20 protein-coding genes are annotated in these 23,452 nt (G+C 60.0%); 5 read left to right on the forward strand and 15 right to left on the reverse strand.

The annotated features are described in order from the left end of the window. Positions 1 to 78: 78 nt before the first annotated feature. Entirely contained in the window at positions 79 to 1,095 is a 1,017-nt protein-coding gene (locus QE453_RS05505) for an ABC transporter substrate-binding protein (protein ID WP_004437634.1), read from the reverse strand. Between the two features lie 303 nt (positions 1,096 to 1,398). Between QE453_RS05505 and QE453_RS05510 the strand changes: the two genes are divergently transcribed. Together QE453_RS05510 and QE453_RS05515 are read left to right on the forward strand one after the other, a co-directional pair. Continuing rightward, entirely contained in the window at positions 1,399 to 2,634 is a 1,236-nt protein-coding gene (locus QE453_RS05510) for a sensor histidine kinase (protein ID WP_279873935.1), read from the forward strand. 1 nt (position 2,635) lies between these two features. Further along, positions 2,636 to 3,358 (forward strand): response regulator transcription factor, encoded by a 723-nt coding sequence (locus QE453_RS05515; protein WP_184288885.1) that lies wholly within the window; start codon positions 2,636 to 2,638, stop codon positions 3,356 to 3,358. 4 nt (positions 3,359 to 3,362) lie between these two features. Here QE453_RS05515 and QE453_RS05520 read toward each other — a convergent pair whose 3' ends face one another. Continuing rightward, a complete protein-coding gene (locus QE453_RS05520; protein WP_004437641.1) occupies positions 3,363 to 4,379 on the reverse strand; it encodes a DNA topoisomerase IB in 1,017 nt (338 codons plus the stop codon). Between the two features lie 86 nt (positions 4,380 to 4,465). Continuing rightward, complete coding sequence (locus tag QE453_RS05525; RefSeq protein ID WP_004437644.1) at positions 4,466 to 5,695, reverse strand: PQQ-dependent sugar dehydrogenase; 1,230 nt, start codon at positions 5,693 to 5,695, stop codon at positions 4,466 to 4,468. 184 nt (positions 5,696 to 5,879) lie between these two features. On the opposite strand from QE453_RS05525, the gene QE453_RS05530 reads away from it, so the two are divergent. Further along, on the forward strand, positions 5,880 to 6,065 hold the full coding sequence (locus QE453_RS05530; RefSeq protein WP_004437649.1) for a hypothetical protein: 186 nt from the start codon (positions 5,880 to 5,882) through the stop codon (positions 6,063 to 6,065). Here the strand turns inward: QE453_RS05530 and QE453_RS05535 are convergent, their stop codons facing one another. The 3 genes from QE453_RS05535 to QE453_RS05545 form a co-directional block, all read right to left on the reverse strand. Then, complete coding sequence (locus QE453_RS05535) at positions 6,066 to 6,692, reverse strand: class I SAM-dependent methyltransferase (protein WP_044459481.1); 627 nt, start codon at positions 6,690 to 6,692, stop codon at positions 6,066 to 6,068. Between the two features lie 7 nt (positions 6,693 to 6,699). Then, positions 6,700 to 7,368 carry a pseudouridine synthase gene (locus QE453_RS05540; protein ID WP_279873936.1) on the reverse strand — a complete coding sequence of 223 codons (669 nt, stop codon included), beginning with the start codon at positions 7,366 to 7,368 and terminating at the stop codon, positions 6,700 to 6,702. Positions 7,369 to 7,506: 138 nt separating this feature from the next. Further along, positions 7,507 to 8,094, reverse strand: a complete 588-nt coding sequence (locus tag QE453_RS05545; protein WP_279873937.1) for a YigZ family protein — start codon at positions 8,092 to 8,094, stop codon at positions 7,507 to 7,509. Positions 8,095 to 8,162: 68 nt separating this feature from the next. Between QE453_RS05545 and QE453_RS05550 the strand changes: the two genes are divergently transcribed. Next, positions 8,163 to 9,392, forward strand: coding sequence for a TIGR03862 family flavoprotein (locus QE453_RS05550; protein ID WP_044459478.1), 1,230 nt, complete (start codon positions 8,163 to 8,165; stop codon positions 9,390 to 9,392). Here the strand turns inward: QE453_RS05550 and QE453_RS05555 are convergent. From QE453_RS05555 to QE453_RS05565, 3 genes are all read right to left on the reverse strand, one after another. After that, on the reverse strand, positions 9,384 to 10,445 hold the full coding sequence (locus QE453_RS05555) for a glycine betaine/L-proline ABC transporter ATP-binding protein (protein ID WP_004437660.1): 1,062 nt from the start codon (positions 10,443 to 10,445) through the stop codon (positions 9,384 to 9,386). The genes QE453_RS05550 and QE453_RS05555 overlap by 9 nt on opposite strands. Next, positions 10,438 to 11,325: a proline/glycine betaine ABC transporter permease gene (locus tag QE453_RS05560; RefSeq protein WP_004437662.1), complete on the reverse strand. Its 888-nt coding sequence runs from the start codon at positions 11,323 to 11,325 to the stop codon at positions 10,438 to 10,440. The genes QE453_RS05555 and QE453_RS05560 overlap by 8 nt, the downstream gene beginning before the upstream one ends. Before the next feature lie 212 nt (positions 11,326 to 11,537). Next, entirely contained in the window at positions 11,538 to 12,536 is a 999-nt protein-coding gene (locus tag QE453_RS05565; RefSeq protein WP_022563423.1) for an ABC transporter substrate-binding protein, read from the reverse strand. Positions 12,537 to 12,900: 364 nt separating this feature from the next. Here QE453_RS05565 and QE453_RS05570 point away from each other — a divergent pair, with 364 nt between their 5' ends. Further along, the gene (locus QE453_RS05570; protein WP_006698117.1) at positions 12,901 to 15,864 is read left to right on the forward strand and encodes a PAS domain-containing protein; all 2,964 of its coding nucleotides are present in this window, start codon (positions 12,901 to 12,903) and stop codon (positions 15,862 to 15,864) included. Positions 15,865 to 15,881: 17 nt separating this feature from the next. Here QE453_RS05570 and QE453_RS05575 read toward each other — a convergent pair whose 3' ends face one another. From QE453_RS05575 to QE453_RS05600, 6 genes are all read right to left on the reverse strand, one after another. After that, positions 15,882 to 16,826 (reverse strand): glyoxylate/hydroxypyruvate reductase A, encoded by a 945-nt coding sequence (locus QE453_RS05575; protein ID WP_279873938.1) that lies wholly within the window; start codon positions 16,824 to 16,826, stop codon positions 15,882 to 15,884. 245 nt (positions 16,827 to 17,071) lie between these two features. After that, complete coding sequence (locus tag QE453_RS05580; protein WP_279873939.1) at positions 17,072 to 19,420, reverse strand: polysaccharide biosynthesis tyrosine autokinase; 2,349 nt, start codon at positions 19,418 to 19,420, stop codon at positions 17,072 to 17,074. Between the two features lie 108 nt (positions 19,421 to 19,528). Next, positions 19,529 to 20,434, reverse strand: coding sequence for a UTP--glucose-1-phosphate uridylyltransferase (locus tag QE453_RS05585; RefSeq protein ID WP_112637327.1), 906 nt, complete (start codon positions 20,432 to 20,434; stop codon positions 19,529 to 19,531). 67 nt (positions 20,435 to 20,501) lie between these two features. Beyond that, entirely contained in the window at positions 20,502 to 21,497 is a 996-nt protein-coding gene (locus QE453_RS05590) for a glycosyltransferase family 2 protein (RefSeq protein ID WP_279873940.1), read from the reverse strand. After that, the gene (locus QE453_RS05595) at positions 21,497 to 22,441 is read right to left on the reverse strand and encodes a glycosyltransferase family 2 protein (RefSeq protein WP_279873941.1); all 945 of its coding nucleotides are present in this window, start codon (positions 22,439 to 22,441) and stop codon (positions 21,497 to 21,499) included. The genes QE453_RS05590 and QE453_RS05595 overlap by 1 nt, the downstream gene beginning before the upstream one ends. After that, positions 22,438 to 23,436 carry a glycosyltransferase family 2 protein gene (locus tag QE453_RS05600; RefSeq protein ID WP_100911351.1) on the reverse strand — a complete coding sequence of 333 codons (999 nt, stop codon included), beginning with the start codon at positions 23,434 to 23,436 and terminating at the stop codon, positions 22,438 to 22,440. Before QE453_RS05600 ends, QE453_RS05595 begins: the two co-directional genes overlap by 4 nt. Positions 23,437 to 23,452: the final 16 nt, after the last annotated feature.

Raw genomic sequence — 23,452 nt, forward strand, 5'->3', positions numbered from 1 at the left:
CAGTGATCTGAAATTGAATGTAGGCATCACTGCGGCGCTTCCTTCGAAAGCGCCGCAGGATCAGGCAGGAACCGCGGGTTACTTCGCCGCGGAAATCACCTTCTGGGCATCCTCAAGCGAATATTCCACATTCGCCACGCCACCCTTCTGGGTGTTTTTGAGGTTGTCCTCGAGATTGGCCTGGTCGATGCGCAGGAAGGGCACCGTCAGGTCCTTCTTCACATCCTTGCCGTCGAGAATTTGCTGCGCCACCCAGAAAGCCAGCGTCGAAACACCGGGTGCGATGGAGACGGACATGGTCTCATAGCCGCTCGCATCCTTCTGCTGTTTCCACCATTGCAGCTCGTCTTCGCGGTTGCCCATGACGATGGTCGGCGTCGGGCGCTTGGCGGCGGCAAAAGCCTGGGCCGCACCGTAACCGTCACCACCCTGCGTTACGACGGCCGCGATCTCGGGAAGGCTTGGCAAAATGCCGGCAACGGCGCGCTGGGCGACATCCTGTGCCCAGTCGCCATTGACCGAACCAACGATCTTGAATTGCGGGTTCTTGGCGACGGCGTCGACAATACCAGCATGGATTTCGTCATCCACGGAAACACCGGCTAGGCCGCGAATTTCGAGCAGGTTGCCGCCCTTCGGCATGGCCTTGGCAAGGTAGTCGATCTGGCTTGCGCCCATGGCCTTGAAGTCGACCGCAATGCGCCATGCGCAAGGCTCGGTGACGATGCCGTCGAAGGATACGACGGTGATGCCGGCATCGCAGGCTTCCTTCACCGCGCCGTTGAGTGCAGTCGGCGAAGCGGCGTTGATGACGATGGCGTCGTAACCCTGCAGGATCAGGTTCTGGATCTGCGCCGCCTGTTCGGTCGCCTGGTTTTCGGCTGTCGTGAAGGCGTCAGCTGCGGCCACCTGCTTGTCGGCAACCGCCTGCTTGGTGATCTTGTCCCAGCTGGTCAGCATCGCCTGACGCCAGGAATTGCCTGCGTAATTGTTTGAAAGCGCAATCTTTTTTGCCGACGTATCGGCATGAGCGGTGATCGGCAGCGCTGCACATGCGACAGCGGCCGATGCCAGAAGCATCTTCCTGAAAGCCATTTGATTTCCTCCCTCGTGGCTTGCCCTTTTCGAGCCCGGAATTCTCGCACGCCGCAAATCTCCTCGGCGGCAGGCGGAATTCCTTTGCACTGGAGCTCCTTTCCCCAGTAGAAGCGAGAATGACCAAGAAGATTTGGCTTGTATAGGCGGATCGCGGCAATCTTCCTGCGGGTTTCCGCATAAAGCTTGCGGGAACCCGCAGGACGAAAGGCCACTGCCGGGCGCAGAATGAAGAATGCGGACCCGATGGGTTAAATCTTCGCCGCAGGGATTGGAGGCAGACGCTTGGGAGGGCGTCCGCACATGCTGGATACGCCGAAAAGCGCTCTTTTTCATCACTATATGGGCATTTCGAGGCTGCTCGCCGGGCAGCTGGAGTTTAATGCCATCATCCAGGCGGTCGCAACCGAGATCAGCCATATCATCCCGCATGATCACATGGATGTCTGCATCAAGCAGCTGGATGACAAGTATCACATTGCCTATGAGAGCGGTCTGGTCAGCGCCTGGAGCCGACAGCCGCCCGCACTTCTCACCGGAAGCCCGATCCGGTCGCTGTTGTCGGGCTCGGTCGAATATCTTTTAAGCGGCGACGCCTGTTCCGATCCGCGCTTTCATTTCGAAGGGTCATTTTCCAGCCCCATCATCGAACTTGGCCTGCACAGCCGCCTGCATGTCCCCATGAAGGTGCATGGCGACATCATCGGTGCGCTCAGTTGCTCCTCGCACCAGTCGAACGCCTATACGATAGAAGATGTCACCAATGCACGCGCCGTTGCGGATTTGCTGGCGCCCTATTTCTACGCCATTCGTGCCGCTGAACAGGCCAAGCGCTCGGCCATCGAGGAGGCGCGCGCCAATGCCCGCGAAGAAGGCCTGCGCCTCGGCGCGCTGCAATTGACGGAAGCGTTGGAGGCCGAGCGGCAGCGCATCGGCATGGACCTGCATGACCAGACCCTAGCCGACCTGACGCGGCTTGCGCGGCGTATCGAGCGCATGAGCCACACTCCCGATATTTCCGGCGAGATGCTGGAGCCGGTGGTGCGCAGCCTGCAGCATTGCATGCAGGATCTGCGCGAGATTATCGAGGAGGCGAAACCCTCGATCCTGCAGTTGTTCGGCGTCGTTGAAGCCATCGAGACCTATGTGGACCGCTCCGTGCGCGACAGCGGATGCGCTATCGACTGGTCAGTGACGGACGAGACGGAGGGGCTGGTTGAAAGGCTGGACAAGACGGTGGCCATATCGCTCTTCCGCATCGTGCAGGAGGCCGTGAACAATGCCATTCGCCATGCCCAGCCCGAAACGATTGCCGTGAGACTGGCCGCAATCGACGGCGGGTTGCGGGTGACGGTGAGCGATGACGGCAATGGCGGCGGTGACAGTGGTGCCCCCGGCGGTCTCGGCATGGGCAACATGAAGACGCGGGCGCGGCTGATCTCTGCCCGGTTCGACAGAGGCGGCAACCGTGATGGGGCGGGTACATGCATCACCGTCACCCTGCCTGCGGGCGCTTTCAATTTCCGGGAGGAGATGTGACATGGACGTGCTCATCGTTGAGGATGATGCCCTGCACCGGGCCTATCTGAACGAGGCGGTAAGAGCCGCCCTGCCGGAATGCGACAAGGTGCTGGAGGCGGCAAACGGCAGAACCGGCGAAAAGCTGGCGCGGGAAAATCGCGCCGCCCATATCGTCATGGACTTGCAGATGAACGAGCGCAACGGCATCGAGGCGGCCCGCACCATCTGGAAGGAAAGGCCGGATACCCGCATCCTGTTCTGGTCCAATTATTCCGACGAGGCCTATGTACGTGGCGTTTCCCGCATCGTGCCTGAGGGTGCCGCCTATGGCTATGTGCTGAAATCCGCCTCCGATGACCGACTGCGGCTGGCCCTTCGCAGCATCTTCATCGAGGCGCAATGCGTGATCGACCGGGAAGTGCGCGGCCTGCAGGAGAAGAGCCTCGGCAAGGCGCATGGCTTTACTGATTCCGAATATGAAATTCTTGTCGATGTCGCGCTTGGACTTACCGATAAGGCGATCGCGCGCCGCCGGAACCTGTCGCTGCGCAGCGTGCAGAACCGCTTGCAAAGTCTCTACGAGAAGCTGAACGTGCATCAGGCGGCCAGCGATGACGAGGCGGAAGGCCGGTATAATCTTAGAACCCGCGCCGTTACCGTCGCTTTCCTGCGCAAGCTTTTGAATTACAGCGCGCTGGAAAAGGCCGAGCGCGAACTGGCGGAATGGCTGGGAGGCCGCTGACCTGTCAGGGTAAAAAGGCCAGCAGACGTCGTTCATCCGCCCTGAGGCCGGAGACGGGTTTTGCCCCGACCTTCAAGATGCGGCTGAGCTTTTTCTGGGCCTTTTCCTCCGTGGCGATATCGAGAACAGCGGGGTGCACATAGCTCTTGCGGCAGATGGCAGGCGTATTGGAAAGCTCGGTCGCCGCAGCCTGGCACATGCCTTTTATGCTCGGTTTTTCACCGGCTGCCACATGCTCCATGGCGTTGCAGAAGGCCGCGAGCGTTCCGCCCCAGGTGCGGAAGGTCTTGGCGGAAATGCCCTGGCCGCCGATGCGTGAGAGATATGCGTTGAGATCGCTGGAATCGACGGAGTGAACCCGGTTTTCACTATCCTGCCAGACGAAGAGTTCCTTGCCGGGCAGATCGGCGATCTCTTCAAGAATTTTCTGGAGGCGGGGGTGGCGTAATTGCCGTTTCACCTTCTGCCCGCCTTTGGCGGCGAAGCGCAATTCGATGGTTTCACCGAAGGAAACGTGCCGCTTGAGCAATGTCGTTGCGCCATAGGTGCCGTTACTCTCAAGATAGGAGCGATTTCCGACGCGCAAATAGGCGGCATCAAGCAACAGGGTGAGGGCTGCAAGCGTCATTTCCTGCCCGTGGTCCTGTTTACCGACGTCGGCCATGGCGCGACGGCGGATGGCAGGGAGCGCCCTTCCGAAGCTTTTGAGCTGGAAGAACTTCGTTTCTCCCCTGAGCGTATGCCAGTCGGGATGATAACGATATTGCTTTCGGCCGCGGGCATCAAACCCGGTGGCCTGCAGATGCCCCGACGGGTCGATGCAGATCCAGACATCCTTATACGCGGGCGGTACACCGAGCGATTTGATGCGCTTCAGCTCATCACTATCGCAGAGGAGTTCGCCGCCCGGCAGCCGATAACAGAAACCGCGCCCGCGTTTCTCGCGGGAAATACCCGGTTCCTGATCACTGACATAGGCAAGTCCGATTTTGGCAAGAAGGCGGGTTGGCGGCTGTGGCATTGTTTTTCCCGGCAGGTTTCACGCTGCGGCAAACGAAAAACAGGCCGCCTTCGTTCCGGCGGCCTGCTGTTCCTGTCATGGCTTTCTCAGGTGGCCTTGGCGATCCGTAAAATTTGCGAGTTGCCGCCGCCGCGTTCTTCAGTCACGGCGTAGACAGCGCCATCCGGACCCACTTTCACATCACGAATGCGCGCTTCCAGCGGCAATCGGCTTTCCGTCGCAACCCTGTCGCCGTCAATGTGCAGGATGACGAGGCCTTGGCTCACCAGACCGCCGACGATGAAGGCCCCCTTCCACTCGGGAATCTGGTCGCCGTCGTAAAAGGCCATGCCGGACGGGCCGATGACGGGGTCCCAATAATAAACCGGCTGTTCCATGCCTTCCCTCGCGGTGGCGCCTTCGCCAACGGACCGGCCGCTATATTCGACGCCGTAGGTGATCACCGGCCAGCCATAATTGAGGCCCGCCTTCGGCAGGTTCAGCTCATCGCCGCCTTTCGGGCCATGTTCCACTGTCCAGAGCCTGCCCTGTCCATCCAGCGCTGCCGATTGGAGGTTACGGTGGCCATAGCTCCATATCTCGGGGAGGGCGTTCTGCTGGCCGGCGAAGGGGTTGCCCTCGAAGGCCTTGCCTTCGGCATCAATGCGGAAGACCTTGCCGAGCCCGCTCGAGAGGTCCTGCGCCTGCACACGCGGCGTTGCGTCTGAACGTTCACCGACAGTGACGTAGAGCTCATTGTTCTGGCCGAAAACCAGCCGTGATCCGAAATGCTTGTCGCCATCATAGGTCGGCATCTGGCGGAAGATCACCGAGACGTCTTCCAGTTTCGCCGCTCCACCGTCTTCTGTCAGTTTGGCCGATGCGACGGAGGTGCCGTTACCGCCCTCACGCGGCTCGGAAAAGGAGAAGAAGATTTTACGGGAGGTTTCGAAATCGGGCGCCAGCGCTATGTCGAGAAGCCCGCCCTGTCCATCGGAAGCCACCTCCGGCACGCCTTCTATCGCCGGCCCGGCCTTGCCGTCAGCGACGATATGCATGGCGCCCTCCTTGGCAGCGACGATCATGCGACCATCGGGCAGGAATTCCATGGACCACAGATGCGGCAGACCATCGGCGACGACGGTTTTTTCGATGCTCGGCTGGGCAGCAGCCTGCGGCGCGCGCGTCTGGCCCTCAAAAGCCGGTTTCTGATCCGGCGCATTCGGCCGTTTCGTTTCGGCAGCCGGGGCGGTCTGTGCGTTGGCTGCACCGGCCAAAGGAACGGCAAGCATCGCGCACAGGATCGTCGAATTCAGAAATCGGTTGTTGTGGAACATGGGTCTCCCTTCCGTCGTTTAGGTCACGCAGGAAACCATTTGGGGAGGATTTCGTTTCCTTCGACAGTTTCAAGAAAACTTGATCATTGCGTGTGCAGGCGTCACGCTCTTTTCTCATCCATGCGAATTCATAGGGAACCGCGAGCCGTGCGCTGCGTTTGGCCTCTGTTATACGGAGGGCGCCATGCAAATCATCGACAACAAGACCATAGACGCGAACAGAACCAAGCCGATCCTCAACGTGGCGGAGTTCTGCCGCCGTTATCGGCTCGACAAGGCTGAGGAAGTCAGGCTCAGAAAGCTGTTCGGTGAGTTCGCCTCGCGGCATGAGCTTCTGATGAACGCGCAGCGAAAGCCGAACTTCCGCTGATCATTCATCCTCGTCGTGGGATTTTCCGAAGATCATGAAGACATCATAGCGGGTGTTCTTACCCAGTATCTGATGTGAGGGCCTGCGAACACCCGGCATCGGGTCGGCGCGGAGCGGCCACTTCAGAACCACCCGCTTCGTCGCATTCTCCAGCGCAGCCTCCATCAGCTCAACCTGGTCCGGGTCGGCGCCGACCAGTTCTCTCAGCACCCGCATCTCTTTTTTCACCAACGCCGTGTTTTGGCGCGGCGGATGCATGGGGTCGACAATCACCACCTCCGGTGACAGCTCTTTCAGCAGATGCCGGGAGTCGCCGTGGAGCAATGTCATGCGCGCCGCCGCGTCGGCATAAGCGCCGCCCGCTTCCAGTGCACGACGAATGCCGTCAGCGAGGTGTGCGTGCATTTCCGGCGAGCGCTCGATGAGGGTGACGTCAGCCCCGAGCGATGCGAGCAGGAAGGCGTCTCGCCCGAGGCCAGCCGTGGCATCGACGATTTTTGGCGTGCGGCCCTTGGTGAAACCTGCGGCCTTGGGCAGTGCCTGTCCGCGCCCCTCGCCGGAACGAAAACGGTGCCCCACCGCGCCGCCGACGAAATCCACCACGAAACTATCGTCTTGTTCCTTCATATCGACCTCAGAACGGAGAGGGCACGGTATAGATGACATCCCGGCCGTCCGGATGACGGAATGCCACTTCCTGCGCATGCAGCATCAGGCGGGGCGCGGCGGAGAGCGCCTCACCTTCGGCATAAAATTCATCGCCGAGAATGGGATGGCCAAGCGCCTTCATATGTACCCGCAATTGATGGGTGCGCCCGGTGAGGGGAGTGAGCGCCAGCCGCGTCGCTGGAAGCGGCAGTCGTTGCAGCACCTGCCACAGGCTCTGCGCGGACTTGCCATTTTCGTGGTCGACCCGGTGGCGGGGCTTGTTTTCGGGATCGATGGCGAGCGGCAGGTCCACTTCTCCGGCCTCTCCCTCAACCTCTCCCCAGACAATGGCAACATAGGATTTGCGCGTCTGGCGGTTTTCAAACTGCGACGCAATCGCCGCATGCGCCCTGCGGTTCAGTGACATCAGCACGATGCCCGAGGTGTCCTTGTCCAGCCGGTTGATCATCAGCGCTTTCGGGAACTGCTTCTGCACACGCGTCATGAGGCTGTCGGAAAGCGCCGGATCGCGCCCCGGCACCGATAACAGCCCGCTCGGCTTATCAAGCACCAGCAGATCGTCATCGCGGTGCACGATGGTGAGCCAAGGGTCGAGTGGCGGATTATAGACGGGGTTGGAAAGCTCGGATGACATGTCGCTTCCTTAGCACGAATTGCGCATTCGGACAGGCGCTAGAGCATTTCCGAGAAAAATGGCCCCCGGTTTTCCGACCGGAAATGCGCCGAAATAAAGAGTTTGAGTGTTTCCGCGATTCGAAGAAAAGCGAAAACTCTAGTCGGGAATATGGAGATTGACGCGTCCGCTGGTCAGGTCGCTGAGGAGCCGCGTTAGTCGTTCGGTTTCCTCGGCCGGAACCGAAAGCACCATATCCGCGCCGGTGCCGGTAAAGTCCTCCCTCGCAAGCCGCAGGTTCGGCGTGGCGGAAAGGCGTGATTTCACCAGTGCCAGGTCTGAGAAAGGGCAACTCAGCATGGCGCTGACATAAGCGATGACCGGTGACGTCTCGCCGAGGCGAAGACAGGCCGCCGCCGCGCCGCCATAAGCGCGCATCAGCCCGCCGCTGCCGAGCAGAATGCCGCCAAACCAGCGGATGACGAGAACCGCGACATTGTCGAGTGACTGACCGTCGATAGCCTGAAGGATCGGTTTACCGGCCGTTCCCGAGGGTTCGCCGTCATCGCTAAAACGATAGGTCTGACCGCTTCGCCAGGCCCAGCAATTATGGTTTGCATCGGGATCGGAATGTGCCGCGAGGAATGTTTTCGCATCCTCTTCACCCGTCACCGGCGCGGCAAAGGCGATGAAGCGGCTTTTCTTGATATCCTGCGAAAAGGTGACGGGGCGGTCGAGCGTGAACATGGGCGCTTCAATATCGCATATATTCGCCTGCGGAAATCGCTATAAGGCTTTCAACGGTGAAGATGGCAATGGAGAGGGTTTTGGGCGAGGCGAGGCAGGTCGCAATTATCGGCGGCGGACCGGCGGGGCTGATGGCGGCAGAGATGCTCTCGGCTGCAGGCCATGCCGTGACGGTGTTCGAGGCGATGCCGACCGTGGCGCGCAAATTGCTGATGGCCGGAAAATCCGGTCTCAACATCACCCACGCCGAAGACTACGACAGTTTCCGCCACCGGTTCGGCGATGCGGAACCGAGGCTGCGCGCCGCTCTCGATGATTTCACGCCGGATATGCTGCGCGACTGGGCGCAGGGGCTGGGGCAGGAAACTTTCGCCGGCACTTCGGGCCGGGTGTTTCCCACCGTCATGAAGGCTTCGCCGTTGCTCCGGGCATGGCTCGCCCGGCTGGAGGCGCAGGGTGTCACCATCAGGACGCGGCATCGCTGGACGGGTTTTTCCGGCGAGCACCTGGTTTTCGCGACACCGGAGGGCGAGATCATCATCAAGGCCGATGCCGTTCTTCTGGCGCTCGGTGGCGCAAGCTGGCCGCGTCTCGGTTCGGACGCCGTATGGGTTCCGGCGCTGGCGGAGAGAGGCGTGGCGCTTTCCCCGTTCCGCCCCGCCAATTGCGGTTTCGACGTTGACTGGAGCGATGTCTTCCGCTCGCGTTTTGCGGGGGAAGCGGTGAAATCCACCATCACCATTTCGCCAGCCGGAGCCTTTCAGGGCGAATTCGTCATCACGAAGCATGGTATTGAGGGCAGCGTGATCTACGCCCATTCCGCCGCGCTGCGCGACCGGCTGGACGAGGCGGGCAAAGCGTCGCTCGCAATCGATCTTGCGCCGGGACGTACGGTGGAACGCCTCAGCGGCGATCTGGCGAAACTCGGACGGAAAGAGAGCTTTGTAAACCGCATGCGCAAGGCGGCCGGCTTATCGGCCGTGAAGGTCGGGCTTCTGCGGGAAATATTTCCCGATATCGCGGGCATGCCGGATGAATTCGTCGCCGCGAGAATAAAACATGCGGAGATTCCGCTTTTGCGGACGAGGCCGATTGCCGAGGCAATTTCGTCCGCCGGCGGTATCGCGTGGAGCGGCCTTGATGAAAACTACATGCTGGAAAAGCTCCCCGGCATATTTGCTGCCGGGGAAATGCTGGATTGGGAAGCGCCCACCGGCGGTTATCTCCTGACCGCCTGTTTCGCCACCGGCAAGGCGGCCGCAAAGGGCATGGCCGCGTGGCTCGAAGGCTCAGCCTGACAAACGTTCAGCCATGCCTGCTTCCTCACCATGTGCGGTTCGGACGAGGCAGCGCATGATGGCATCGGTGGTGATTGCACCAAGCGCCTTGCCGTTTTCTCCGACGACCGTGGCGCTGCTGACATTTTCCCGGACCAGCGCGCGCAGGCCCTCTTCAACCGTCATATCCGCATCGAGCTGAAGGCGGGACTGGCCGGCAAATTCCGGCTGCACCACGGCACCAAGGCGAATGACGCGGCCGCGATTGACCTCTTCCACGAAGGCCTCGATATAACTATCCGCCGGCGACATGACGATTTCGGCGGCCGTTCCCTGCTGGATGATTTCACCATCGCGCAGAATGGCGATCTTGTCACCCAGCCGCAGCGCTTCGTCGAGATCGTGGGTGATGAAGACCACGGTCTTCTTCAGCTCCTTTTGAAGTTCCAGCAGCACCGTCTGCATGTCGACGCGGATGAGCGGATCGAGGGCCGAATAGGCCTCGTCCATGAGCAGGATTTCGGCATTGTTGGTGAGCGCCCGGGCGAGACCCACACGTTGCTGCATGCCGCCGGAGAGCTGGTTGGGGTAATGGTTGGAGAAGCCCTCCAGGCCGACCCGCCTGATCCAGACCTCTGCCCTTTCTTCGCGCTCGCGCTTGTCGACGCCCTGCACCTCAAGGCCGTAGACGACATTTTGCAGCACGTTGCGGTGGGGCAGGAGACCGAATTTCTGGAACACCATCGCCGTCTTGTGGCGGCGGAATTCCAGAAGATCCGCTTCGTTGAGGCTGCAGACGTCTGTGCCGCCATAGAGGATTTCGCCGGCGGTCGGGTCGATCAGCCGGTTGACATGGCGGATCAGCGTGGATTTGCCGGAGCCGGAAAGGCCCATGATAACGGTGATCTGCCCGCCCGGCATGGTGATGTTGATGTCACGCAGGCCGAGCACATGACCGTGCTTGGCGTTGAGTTCCGATTTGGACATGCCGGCTTTGACGGCTTCGACATGATCCCCCGCTTTGGAGCCGAAAATCTTGTAAAGACTGCGAATTTCGATCGATTGACTAGCCATGCGCCACTTCCCGGTGTTTTTGCAGGCGAAGGCCATAGGCCTGGCTGATGCGGTCGAAAATGATGGCGATGCCGACGATGGCAAGCCCGTTGAAGACGCCGAGGGTGAAATATTGGTTGGCGATGGCTTTCAGCACTGGCTGACCAAGACCCTGGACGCCGATCATGGAGGCGATGACGACCATGGCGAGCGCCATCATGATGGTCTGGTTTATGCCAGCCATGATGGTGGGCAGCGCGAGCGGCAGCTGAACTTTAAAAAGTTTCTGGCGTTTGGAGGAGCCGAAGGCATCGGCCGCCTCCAGAACGTCACGGTCGACCATGCGGATGCCGAGATTGGTGAGCCGGATCATCGGCGGAATGGCATAGATGACGACGGCGATGACACCTGGCACACGGCCGATGCCGAGCAGCATGACGACCGGAATAAGATAGACGAAACTCGGCATCGTCTGCATCACATCGAGAACGGGGTTTATTACGTTCTGAAGGCGGTTTGAGCGCGCCATGGCGATGCCGATGGGCAGGCCGACGATGATGGACAGCACGGCGCAGACGAAGATCATCGAAACGGTCTTCATCGTGTCTTCCCACATGCCGAACCAGCCGATGGCGAAGAGAATGCCGCAACAGAGCGAAACAATGGTGGCGCTGCGGCTGCCGAACCAGGCAAGAGCGCCGACAATAAGAATAACGACCGGCCAGGGCGCGCCGATCAAAAGCCTTTCCGCCCCGATGAGGAAGCTCTGGAGTGGGGTGAACAACCCCTCGATTGCGCCGCCATAGGTTCGGGTAAAGGCCCGGAACCCCTCGTCGATGACTTTTTTCAGCGCGCGCAGAGCATCGTCATTCATGGTCGGAAATTTGAAAAGCCATTCCATATCCTGTTCTCCATGACGAACCGGAGGCGGGGATCGATGTCCTCCGCACTCCGGGAGTAAAATCGCCAGAGCGCCGCGCGGCCAACTGGACGCATGGGCGGAACGCTCTGTTGAACCGGCGCATCGTTATCAGCCAAAGCCGGGTAGCCGATGCGGTTCGGCGTCGCCGCGGGAGACGCCGGTTGCCGGGCAGATATGTCAGGACGCGCTTTTTAAAGGGCGGCCTTGACCTTTTCCGCGACCTCGGGCGAGACCCAGCCCTTCCACAGGGCTTCGTTTTCCTTCAGGAACTGCTTGGCGCCGTCTTCACCGGTGGCCTGATTATCCGTCATCCAGGCGATCAGCTTGTTGACGGTGGCGTTGGTCCAGGCGCGCTTGTTGAGATAATCCATTGCCGGACCGGCACGATCGGCAAAGGATTTGCTGACCAGCGTCTGTACGTCATCGATCGGCCAGGCGTTCGGCTTCGGATCGGCGCAATCGGCAACGGATGTGCAGCGTTTCCATTCGGCCGCGTCGTACTCAGTGCCGAATCCAAGTTTCACCATTTCGTATTTGCCGAGCAGGGAGGTGGGCGCCCAGTAATAGCCGACCCAGGGCTGCTTGGCTTCATAGGCCTTGGCGATGGAGCCGTCGAGACCTGCGGCAGAGCCGGTGTCCACGAGGGTGAAGCCGGCCTTCTCGCCGCCAAACGCCTTGAACAGCTGCGCGGTGACGACTGTGCCGCCCCAGCCCTGCGGGCCGTTGAACACAGCACCCTTGGACTTGTCTTCAGGCGATGGGAAGAGCTCGGGATGCTTGAAAAGATCAGGAATTGTTTTGAGATCGGGGTTGGCGTCAGCGACGTATTTCGGAATCCACCAGCCCTGAACAGCGCCATCGGAAAGGATTTTTGCGGCCGCGACCACTTTGCCGCCTTCCAGACCCTGCTTGACGATTTCCGGCTGCAGGCTGACCCAGGCCTCAGGTGCGATATCCGGCTGGCCTTTTTCGGCCATGGAGGTCAGTGTCGGCACCGTATCGCCGGTAACGATTTCGGCGGAGCAGCCATAGCCTTTTTCGAGAATGAATTTGTCCAGGTTGGCGGCAACTTCAGCGGATTGCCAGTTCATGCTGGCGATTGTTACGTTTCCACAGTCGGCGGCATAGGCTGCGCTGCCTGAAAAGGCGAAGCCGGCGGAAAGAATTGTGGCACCCAAAAGTATTTTCATTGTTGTTCCCTCTGGTCGCGGTGTGGCGATGACCCGGGCGCTGACGGCACCGCGACCGCCAGCACCCTTATTGAGGCTTAATAAATCTTTTGTCGCCATCCCGTTTGCGGCAATTTCTGGCGTATTGAGGATGCCATTCGCCGGACGAAGTCGCGATCGCAGGGCCATATTAGCGAAAATTTCGGAATTAAGATATTGAAACATATAGTTGTTTAGCGGCACATCAATGATATTTCACAAGCGAGGGAACTTTTTCATTTTTTTGAAAAGTCTGGGAACAATCAGGCGAAGTTTCTGTTCTCTTGGACTTTTATCCCGTTCTGTATTACGGGAGATTTCTTCTCGATTTTTGTGGTGATTTTGAATGACCAATCTTCGTGCTGCCCCGGTATGGCCCATCGGCGGCGGTGAAACGGGTGAGCTTGTGCGCCGCTTCGACTGGTCGAAGACATCGCTTGGTTCGATTTGCGACTGGCCGCAAAATCTGAGGCAAAAAGCCAATTCCGTCGTCAATTCACCTATTCCGCAGGTGCTGATGTGGGGCCGCGATCATGTGATGATATACAATGACGGTTATGCGGAGATCGCCGGTAATTACCATCCGCAGGCGCTGGGCGGCACGGTGCCCGGCATCTGGCCGGAAATCTGGGACTGGAACAGCCGCATTCTCGAAGCCGGTTTTCGCGGTGAAGTGTTGGCATATCGCGACCAGCCAATGACGCTGATGCGACATGGCATACCGGAAGAGGTGATCTTCGACCTGTTTTACACGCCGATCTATAATGAAGGTGGCACGGTTGATGGCGTATTGTGCACCGTGCTCGAAAATACCGACAAGGTGAAAGCCGTTGAGGCTATGGAGCAGAGCCGCAAGGAATTGAGCCGGCTCACCAACGCCTTGCCCATTCTGGTCGGATATGTCGATCGCGATTACATCTATAAATTTGCCAATGACGGTTATCTCGAATGGTTCGGCCGAAGTGGTGAAGACGTCATCGGCCGCAGCGTTCCCGAGATTGTCGGCGAGGCATTTTTCGATGCGCGCAAGGCCTATCTCGACCGGGCGCTGGCCGGTGAGAAGATCGTTTCGGATACCGTCATCAGCAGACCGGATGGCACCAAGCGCGCCGCTGAAATCCGGTATGTTCCGCGCTACATTGCCGATGGCTCCGTCGACGGCATCTATGTCCTGATCATCGATATCGAAGAGCGGAAGCGCTCGGAGCAGGAAATCCTCATCAGCAACAACCGTTTCCGCGCGGCGGTGGAGGCCGTGCACGGTGTGCTGTGGACCAACAGTGCCGAAGGCAGGATGCTGGGTGAGCAGCCGGCATGGGCGGCGTTGACGGGCCAGACGCCCGAAGAATATCAGGGCTTTGGCTGGGCGGACGCCGTTCATCCGGAAGACAGGCAGGGTTCAGTCGATAGCTGGAACAAGGCGGTCGCGGAAAAATCGACCTATATCTGGGAACATCGCGTGCGCAGACATGACGGTGTCTATCGTACTTTCGCGATCCGCGGCGTGCCGATTTTCGACAAGTCAGGTGCTATTGCCGAATGGGTCGGCGTTCACACCGATATCACCGAGCAGCGGTGTGCCGAAGACACCCTCAAGGAACATGCGAGCAACCTTGAGCGTGAAATTCGCCATCGCATTCGGGCGGAAGAGCAGCTCCGGCAACTGAATGAGGGGTTGGAAGCCCGGGTCGAAGCTGAAATGGCGGAGCGCCGTCAGACCGAAAAGGCCCTTCAGCAGGCGCAGAAAATGGAATCCATCGGTCAGCTGACCGGTGGCGTGGCGCATGATTTCAACAATCTACTGCAGGTGATCGCCGGCAATCTGCAATTGCTGTCGAAAGATGTGATCGGCAATGAACGTGCGGAGCGCCGGCTGGAGAATGCGCTCGCGGGCGTCCAACGTGGCGCGAAGCTCGCGAGCCAGCTTCTGGCCTTCGGCCGCCGTCAGGCGCTGGAGCCGCGGGTCATCAATATTGCCCGTTTCGTAACCGGCATGGATGACCTGCTTCGCCGCTCGCTTGGTGAGGCGATCGAGGTGGAGGTCATCACGTCAGGCGGCCTCTGGAACACCTATGCCGACCCCAATCAGGTGGAAAACGCGCTTCTCAATCTCGCGATCAACGCGCGCGATGCCATGGAAGGGCACGGAAAGCTCACCATCGAGGTAGCCAATGCGGTTCTCGACCGCGATTACGCCCGCAAACATTCCGAGGTCACGGCCGGGCAATATGTGATGCTCGCGGTCACCGATACGGGTTCGGGCATGTCGCCGGAGATACTCGAAAAGGTCTTCGAACCGTTTTTCTCGACCAAGCCCGAGGGCAAGGGCACGGGCCTTGGCCTTTCCATGGTCTATGGTTTCGCCAAACAGTCCAGCGGGCATGTGAACATCTATAGCGAGGTGGGGCAGGGCACCACGGTGAAAATGTATCTGCCGCGTTCCGCAGCCGATGAGGACAGGGAGGTCGTGGTGCATAACGGCCCTGTCGAAGGTGGGACGGAGACGATCCTCGTGGTTGAGGACGATGAAGAAGTGCGCGGTACGGTCGTCGAAACTCTGAGCGATCTCGGTTACAGGGTGCTGACCGCACGCGACGCACAGGCGGGTTTGACGGTGGTGGAAAGCGGCATTCCGATCGATGTCATCTTCACCGACGTGGTGATGCCAGGCCCCTTGAAAAGCCGGGAAATGGCGCGTCGCGCACAGGAGCGGTTGCCCAATCTCGCCGTTCTTTTCACCTCGGGTTACACCGAAAACTCCATCGTGCATGGCGGCAAGCTGGATGCAGGTGTGGAACTGCTATCCAAACCCTATACGCGTGAAGCGCTGGCGCGGCGCATCCGCCACGTCATAGCCAACCGCAAGCAGGTTTCGCTGTCGAGGGCGCGGCCTGGTTCTTCAAAAATCCCCGAACCCGCCATGGCGGTCGACAACCGGGAGCGGTCAATCCAGGTTCTTCTGGTCGAGGATGACGAGCTGATCCGGATGAATTCCATGGAGATGCTTTCGGAGAGCGGCTTTGCCGTTGTTGAGGCTGGCAACGCGGCGCAGGCGCTGAAGGTTATCGAATCGGAGCAGATCGACGTTCTCGTTACAGATATCGGCCTGCCGGACATGAAGGGCGGTGAACTGGCGGTGGAGGCCCTGCGCCGCAGGCCGGGTCTTGCCATCGTCTTTGCGACGGGCGACAGCCATCTGCCGGAGGGGGCGCCGGAAAGCGCAGTCCTGCTCACCAAGCCCTACGATGAACAGCAGATCATTGCCGCCGTTGAAAAGGCCCATACGGCCAGGCCGGTGGCGGCCGAATAGGCCGCCTTGATGCTGGTTCAGTAACCGCGGTCCATGTCGACGGTTTCCGGCAGCTTGCCTGTTTCCCGCCATGTGCGGACGTTGCCGGCCACGATCCGCGCCGAACTCTCCCGGCTTGTCGGCGCGGAAATATGCGGCAGGACGGTAACTTTGGGGTGCTGCCAAAATGGCGAAGCCGCAGGGAGTGGCTCGTGTTCGAAGACATCGAGTACGGCATGCGAGAGCTTGCCGGAATCGAGCGCCGCGATCAACGCATCGGCGACGATGACGGCGCCGCGGGCGAAATTGATGACTGCCGCGCCCTGTTTCATTGCGGCGAGACGGCGGGCATCGAGAAGACCGCGCGTCGCATCGGTAAGCGGCACAAGGCAGATGAGAATGTCGCTTTTTTCCAGCAATGCCTGCAGCCCTGCATCGCCGGTCAACGTTTCCACGCCTTCGATTATCTTGGCCGAACGGCTCCATCCTGCGACGTTGAAGCCGGCATGGATAAGACGCTCCGCCGCGGCCGCGCCGAGTGCTCCGAGCCCCAGGAGACCGATGGTCATCTCGCCGGGGTGGCGGTAATCCAGTTCCTGCCAGAGCGCCTTTCGCTGATTTTCGCGATAGGCGGGCATGTCACGCTGCAGATAATAGGTCCATGCCAGCACCGCTTCGGCCATGACGCGGGAAAGTTCCGGGTCCCTCAGCCGAACGATGGGGGGAGCCTTGCTGCCCAGTTCCAGCACCAGCCGCTCCACGCCCGCCCACAGGCTGTGGATCCATGAGAGGCCCGGAAGAGCGGCGATATCGGCCGGATCGGGATTGGCGACAATGGCAAATTCCACTGCCCGCCGCTGCTCGTCCGTCAATTCGGAAAAGGAGAGGATCTCCTCCTCCGGCATGGCGGCGCGCAACGCCTGTTTCCAAACGGCCTCCGTCTCTGCATTCATCCGTGAAACAAAGGCGATTGGTGAAGACATGGCATTGGTCCTGCTTGCGATTTTTGCGTGACGGCATCAATGCGCAATTTCGGCGGGTAATGCCATGGGTGGAATGGGGGAATTTGCGATTCTTCCGTCATGCCGGACTAGATCCGGTATCCAGCCGCCGCGCGTCTGCGCGGCGCCAAGACTTCTTTCAGCCCAAGGACTTGGGCTGGCTGGACCCCGGCTCGGGGGCCGGAGTGACGGAGTGTGGATGCAACCGGCCTGTTAAATCTCAACCATTACGCATCTTCTTTTACCGGCGACTTTGCATCGCCGTAATAGGCCGAGAACGACTCGTGGTAATGCTCCGAACCGCCAGGTCCGGCATAACGCTGCAGTTCCGTCATGTCGGTCTTGTTGAGCACGATGCCGAGCGTCTTGTTGGCGATCTGCGGTTCGTTGGCCATCAGGTTCTGCACCATCTGGATCGGTGTCTTGCCCCATTCGGTGACGAAGACGAAGCCGTCCACCTGCGGCGCAAAGGCCTTGGCGTCGATGACGGGCACAACGGGTGCAAGGTCAACGATGATGTAGTCGCAGGCCTCGCGAGCCGAGTCGATAAACTTGCGCATGCCGGAAGAGGAGAGCAATTCGCTTGAATGGGCGAACTGGTTGCTGGTCGAAACCGGCAGAATGCCCATCTTGGTGCGCGTGTCCACTTTCACCGCCTGCGTCCATGGCACCTCGTCAAGCACGACCTCCACCAGACCGGCGGATTGGCGCGTGGTCAGCATGCGGCTGAGACCCGGATTGCGGATGTCGGCATCCACCACAAGCGTGCGCTTGCCGGTGGAGGCGATCAGGCCCGCGAGGTTGAGCGCAACGACCGATTTGCCCTCATTCGGCAGGCAGGAAATGACGCCGATGACCCGGCACTGGCGCTCCTGAATAACGACATCCGCCGTCAGTTTCACGTTGCGCAGCGTTTCCGCAAAACTGGAGCGCGGACTGTCAACGGCAAGGCGCAGCATTTTCTGGAACGAAACCTGTCCGCTGTCCTCAAGCGTTGCATTCTCGCCGCCGGGGGTTGCGGCGCTGTTTCCGGTCTTGGCGTTTTCCACACCCCTTTCGCCGATGAAGGGAAGGTAGCCGAGAAAGCGCATGCGCAGGTTATCACGCACATCGTTGCCGGTGTGGAAGAAGCGGTCGCGGAATTCGAGAAGTGCCGCAATGCCCCCACCCAGCATCAGGCCCAGTACGACCGAAAGCGCCATTGTCATGGTCTTTTTCGGGCTGGAAGGCGATGTGGGAAGACCGGCCTCGGAGATGATGCGGGCTTTGGCGATCGGCAGCGACTGCTTCTGCGAAGCCTCTTCGAAGCGTCCGAGATAGGACTGGTAGAGGGTGCGCAGGGCCGTCGCCCGCTGCTCGAGCTCGCGCAGCTGCACCATGGTGATGTTGGCTTCCGAATTACGGCCAGCCACCTTGTCGATACTGTCGCGCAACGACTGTACGCGCGAATTTGCGACGTCGTATTCGTTCTTGAAGCTGCCGGTCAGCTGCTGCAGTTCCTGGAAGATCTGCTGCGCCACTTCTTTCTTCTCGGCGTCAAGCGCGGCTGCCTGCGGATGGTCTGCTCCGAACTGCTGCACAATGCCCCGCTGCCGGTCGGAAATGGTGATGTAGCGCTTGCGCAGATCCTGAATAACGGAATTGTCGGTGTCACGGGCCGAGACGACGGCGTTGTCGACGGCCGTTTCCGGACCGCGGTCGATGATGGATTTATACTGATTGTAACGGGCGGAGGCCGTCGCGGCATCCGCCTGTGCCGCAATCAGCTGGCCATTGAGATCGGCAAGCTGGCCTTCCGACATCAGTTCGCCGCGCGAGGACACGATATTGTTGTCGGACCTGAATTTCTGCACCGCAAGCTCTGCCGCCTGGGCGCGCTGGTTAAGGTCGGTCAGGCGTTCCTGCAACCAGACAGAGGCCCGCTCGCTGGCGTCGAAATTGGCGTTCAGCTGCTCGGTGAGATAGGCCTGCGCGTAGGTCTTGGCGATGTGTGCGGCCAGCTGGCGGTCAGTCGAACGGGTGGAGATTGCGATGACGGAACTGCGACCGACCCGCTCCACAGTCAGCGACTGCTGCAGCACGGCGGCGGCCTTTTCGCGGCGTCCGGCGCGGATTGCGGCTTCGGAGACCGGCGGATCGCCCGGCAGGACGAGATCGAGGATACCGCGCACGGAGGATTTGACGAGCTCGACCGGCGACATCGGCGGATTGACGATGGTGTCGTTCTCGTCAAGCTTGGCCTTGTCCACCACGGTCAGCGCCATTTCCTTGGATTTGAGGATTTCCACGGCGCTGGCAATGCGGTTGTCGACGATCTGGGCAGCGGGCACAGGCGATTCCTCTTCCGCATAACGGGAGAGGCTTTCATCGAGCAGCACCTGCGTCATCGCCGTATAAACGGGGGTCGCAAGCACCAGGTAAAGTCCGGCCAAAACTACGGCGGCAACGACGGAGGCGGCAATGACGTTGGCACGGCGCACCACGGCGGCCCACAGGCGGTCGAGGTCGATGAACGTGTCGGAATCCTTGCCGGATTCCGGAAAACCGATATTGGATTTAAAGGTCTTGTGGTGCATGGACCTACCTTGTGAATTAAAAATGGTACGCGGGAAGCCGAGCAACTCTCGCCTTCCCGCCTCCCGTTATTGGTGCGCCGGCCGCCTCCCCCGGCGGCGCGATGAAAGTCAGGCCGCCTGCACGCGGCTTTCGTGGTTTGCCACCAGTTCCTTCACCGAAGCGAGAACCTGCGCTTCCATGTCGGCGCGCAGCAGCGAGAAGGCGACGTTGGCGGCGATGAAGCCCTGCTTGCTGCCACAGTCAAAGGTGCGGCCGCTATATTTCTGCGCATGGAAGGCCTGCTTTTCGGCGAGCCGCTTCATGCCGTCGGTCAGCTGGATTTCGTTGCCCGCGCCGCGCTCCTGCTTGGCGAGAATATCGAAGATTTCCGGCTGCAGAATATAACGGCCATTCAGGTAATAATTCGAAGGCGCCTTGGATGGTTCCGGCTTTTCGACCATTTCGGTCACGGCGAAGCCGTGATTGACCTTCTGGCCGACGCCGACGACGCCATAGGACGAAACTTCTTCCGGCAGGCATTCCTCGACACCGAGAATATTGCCGCCGACTTCATCGTAAAGCTCCATCAGTCCGGCAATGCAGCCGCGCGCGCCATAGGAGACCATGTCAGGCAGCAGCAGCGCAAAAGGCTCCTTGCCGACCAGCTCACGCGCACACCAGACGGCATGGCCGAGGCCAAGCGGCACCTGCTGGCGGGTATAGCTGACGGTGCCGGCAACCGGCAGCATCTTTTCCAGCTGCAGCACCTGCACGGTCTTGCCGGAGCGGGTCAGCGTGTTGATGAGTTCAGGTGCGCTGTCGAAATAGTCTTCGATGGCGGTCTTGTTGCGGCTCGTGACGAAAATAATGTGCTCAATGCCGGCCTGCATGGCTTCATCCACGGCATATTGAACGACCGGCCGGTCAACGATCGTCAGCATTTCCTTTGGCATCGCCTTGGTGGCGGGCAAAAACCGCGTGCCGTTGCCGGCTACCGGAATGACGGCTTTTCTGACAGTTCTCTTCAGGTCCATCGCGTTCTCCTTCATCAAGGTTTGATCTGTCCCCGGTCCCCGCGCAGACATGGTCCGCGCGCAAATTTTATAAAATCTGCCTTTTCACCCCTGTATTCGCTGCGGGCGCAAACACGGCGTCCCGCAGCCTCCTCAGCCGCACTGCAATCGGCATTCTCAGGTGCCCCAGCACGGCAGGATCTCGGATTGTGGTCTTCAAGGCGCCGAGTACCGAGCGGCGCTTGATGTTCTCCACCAATGTCAAAAAATTATGCGCCAGCCGCAGGCTGCGGGCTCTCGCCTGCTGCGCGTCCATGGCGGCCGGCAGCAAGGTGTAGTGGCTCAGGAATTCTTCGTCCGCTCGCATCATCGCTTCGACGTGACGAAGTTCGAGGACGCGGGAGATCGAACCTTCGCGGATATTGTAGATGTAACCCGGCTTCGGTTCGATGACGCAGAGGCCGCCAGCGGCAAGCGCCGAGGCGAGAAGAATATAGTCTTCGCCGATGCGGATATCCTCACGGAAGCGCAGTGCTTCGTTATTAAGGAAATCGCGCCGGAACATCGGTTTCATGTAGCCGAAGTTAAACGTGGAGCGGAACAGGATGTTGGAGGAAATGAAGTCCTCCAGCGTGAGAACAGGCCGTTCCTCCAAAAACTCTTCGGGAAACATCGTCTCCATCGGCCGCCCATCGGTGTAGACGACATCGAGATTATCGACAGCGATTGCCGCACCCGCGGCCTCTGCCCGACACATCATGCAGGCGGAGCGTCCCGGGCGGATAACATCGTCGGAATCGAGCACGGCGATCCAGCGGCCGGTCGCGGCCTCGATGCCGGCGTTGCGCGCGCCGCCCGGACCGCGGTTTTCTTCGAGCGCAAGCAGCCGCACGCGCGGATCGATTGCGGCGATCGCTTCAACGAAGGGAATGGTATCGTCGGCGGACCGGTCGTCGACGACGATCACTTCCAGCGTCACGCCCTGCTGATCGAGCGCGCTTTGAACCGCGGCCTCAATCGTATCGGCGGCATTATAGGCGGCGATGACGAAGCTGATGTCTGGCGGAGAGGTGAGGTTTTCCATCAGGTCGCCTCCACGGCACCATATTGGCGGATTTCGCGCACACCGAAGGCGCCGCTCATCGAACCCATATGCAGCGCGCCTCGCAACGCATAACGGTTGCGGCGTACGACATTGAAACCGCTCAAGGCGGCAAAAAGAGCGCAATAAAGCACTTTCGAACCAGCTTTCACCACCTGAACGACGCGGCGCGCACCGGGTTTCTTTTCAGCCAGCACCCGTCCATGGGTCTGGCCGGAACGGAACCGGCGCTTGGCAAGCCATAGAAAGCTTGCCCGATTTTCCGGAACCGGCTCCGACAAGACAGCGTCTTCCGCAAAGACGATACGGCCGCCGGCGGCGTGGAGATGGGAGAAGAAATGTGTGTCTTCGCCGCCGCTCTGGCCAAGCGCCAGCGCGAAGCGCCGGCCCTTTACCGATGGCGCTTCCATCCTGAGCAGCGTGTTGCAGGTATAACCGGTGATGATCTCGCCATTGACCCAGACCGGAACGGTCGAGTGGAAATCTCCGCGTTTCATCCAGCCCGGCGCGTTGTCCCGGTAAACCGCAGTGACGGGGCCAAGAACGGTTTCTGCACCGGTCTCGTCGGCCTTTTCCAGAAGCGCGGCCAGCCAGTGTGGCGGCGCCGTTTCGTCGTCGTCGATAAAGGCGAGATAATCCGCCTTGCATTCCGACAGGCAGGCATTGCGGGCAATCGAAATATTAGATTTCGGGCAATGCACATAGGTGATCTCGAAGGGGGCGGTTTCGCGCAGGCGATCGACGCTTGCCTTTGCGCTGGGCTCCTCGTCATTATCGGCGACAATCAGCCTAACTTTCACGCCTTCAGGCACATCCAGCTCGAAGAGTGACAGAAGTGTGGCGACAAGCGCCGGGCGTCTGTAGGTGCAGATGCCGATATCGACGGTCTTGAGATATTGTGTGCCGGTGACGGTGTTGTCGGTCATGAGACAGCCTTTCTTCCCCGGAATTTCAGGAGTTCCAGCCAGAAGCCGGTGGACCAGGCCAGATGCATCACCATTGCCGAAAAAGCGGCGAGCGGGCCGTATGGATTTTTCTGACCTATTGCCATCCACAAGCCATAACCCACACATGCGGCAATCCAGAGGCCGAGCGGAATAAGGGCTGCCCAATGCACCAGCGACAGCAGCGCGAAGATGAAGACCGGCAGCACGGCGAGCGGAATCATCTGGCGGATTTTCGGGATGGAGCGATGTTTCAACAGGTTCTTCGCCCGGCCGCGGCCATAGGCGAGATATTGCTTGAAGAGCGGCATGACGCTGGCGCGCGGATAATAGGTCATGCGGGTCTTGTCGGTCATCCAGATGCGGAACCCAGATTTGCGCAGCCGGAAATCCAGCTCCGCATCCTCATTGTGGCTGAAGCTCTCATCATAACCGCCGACCGCATCGAAAGCGGCAATCCGCATCAGCGCGTGGTGCCCGTGATCGATCCAGTGGCCTTTTGCGCCTTCGCGGTGCTTGGAACCGCCATTGCCGAGCTTGGAATTCTGGGCAATGGCAGTCGCCTTCTGGAACAGGCCGTAGCCGACCGTATCCATCGCGACGACAACGGAGTCCGCACCCGTCCGTTCAGCGTCCTCGATCAGCCGCTGGCAATAATCATCGGGATAATCGCCATGGGCGTCGATGCGGATGAGATAATCGAAATCCTCGCCGAAGGTGGCGACGGCAAGGTTGATGCCGGCGCTCTGGATACGCTTCGGATTGGCAAGAAGCGTGACGCGTTCGTCCTTTGCCGCAAAGGCGGCAACGATATCGCGCGTTCCATCCGTGCTGCCGCCATCGGCGACGACGATGCGGAACAGGCGCCCCTGCATTGCGCCGGTGAATTTGACAAGCAACCCCTCGATCGTCTTCGCCTCATTGAGGCAGGGTATGACGATCAGCGTTCTGATGCCGGAATGACCTGGACCTTCCATAATTTGCCCCCTACGC

It is taken from the genome of Agrobacterium sp. SORGH_AS_0440, assembly GCF_031453135.1.
In the GTDB taxonomy this organism is placed as follows: domain Bacteria; phylum Pseudomonadota; class Alphaproteobacteria; order Rhizobiales; family Rhizobiaceae; genus Agrobacterium; species Agrobacterium pusense.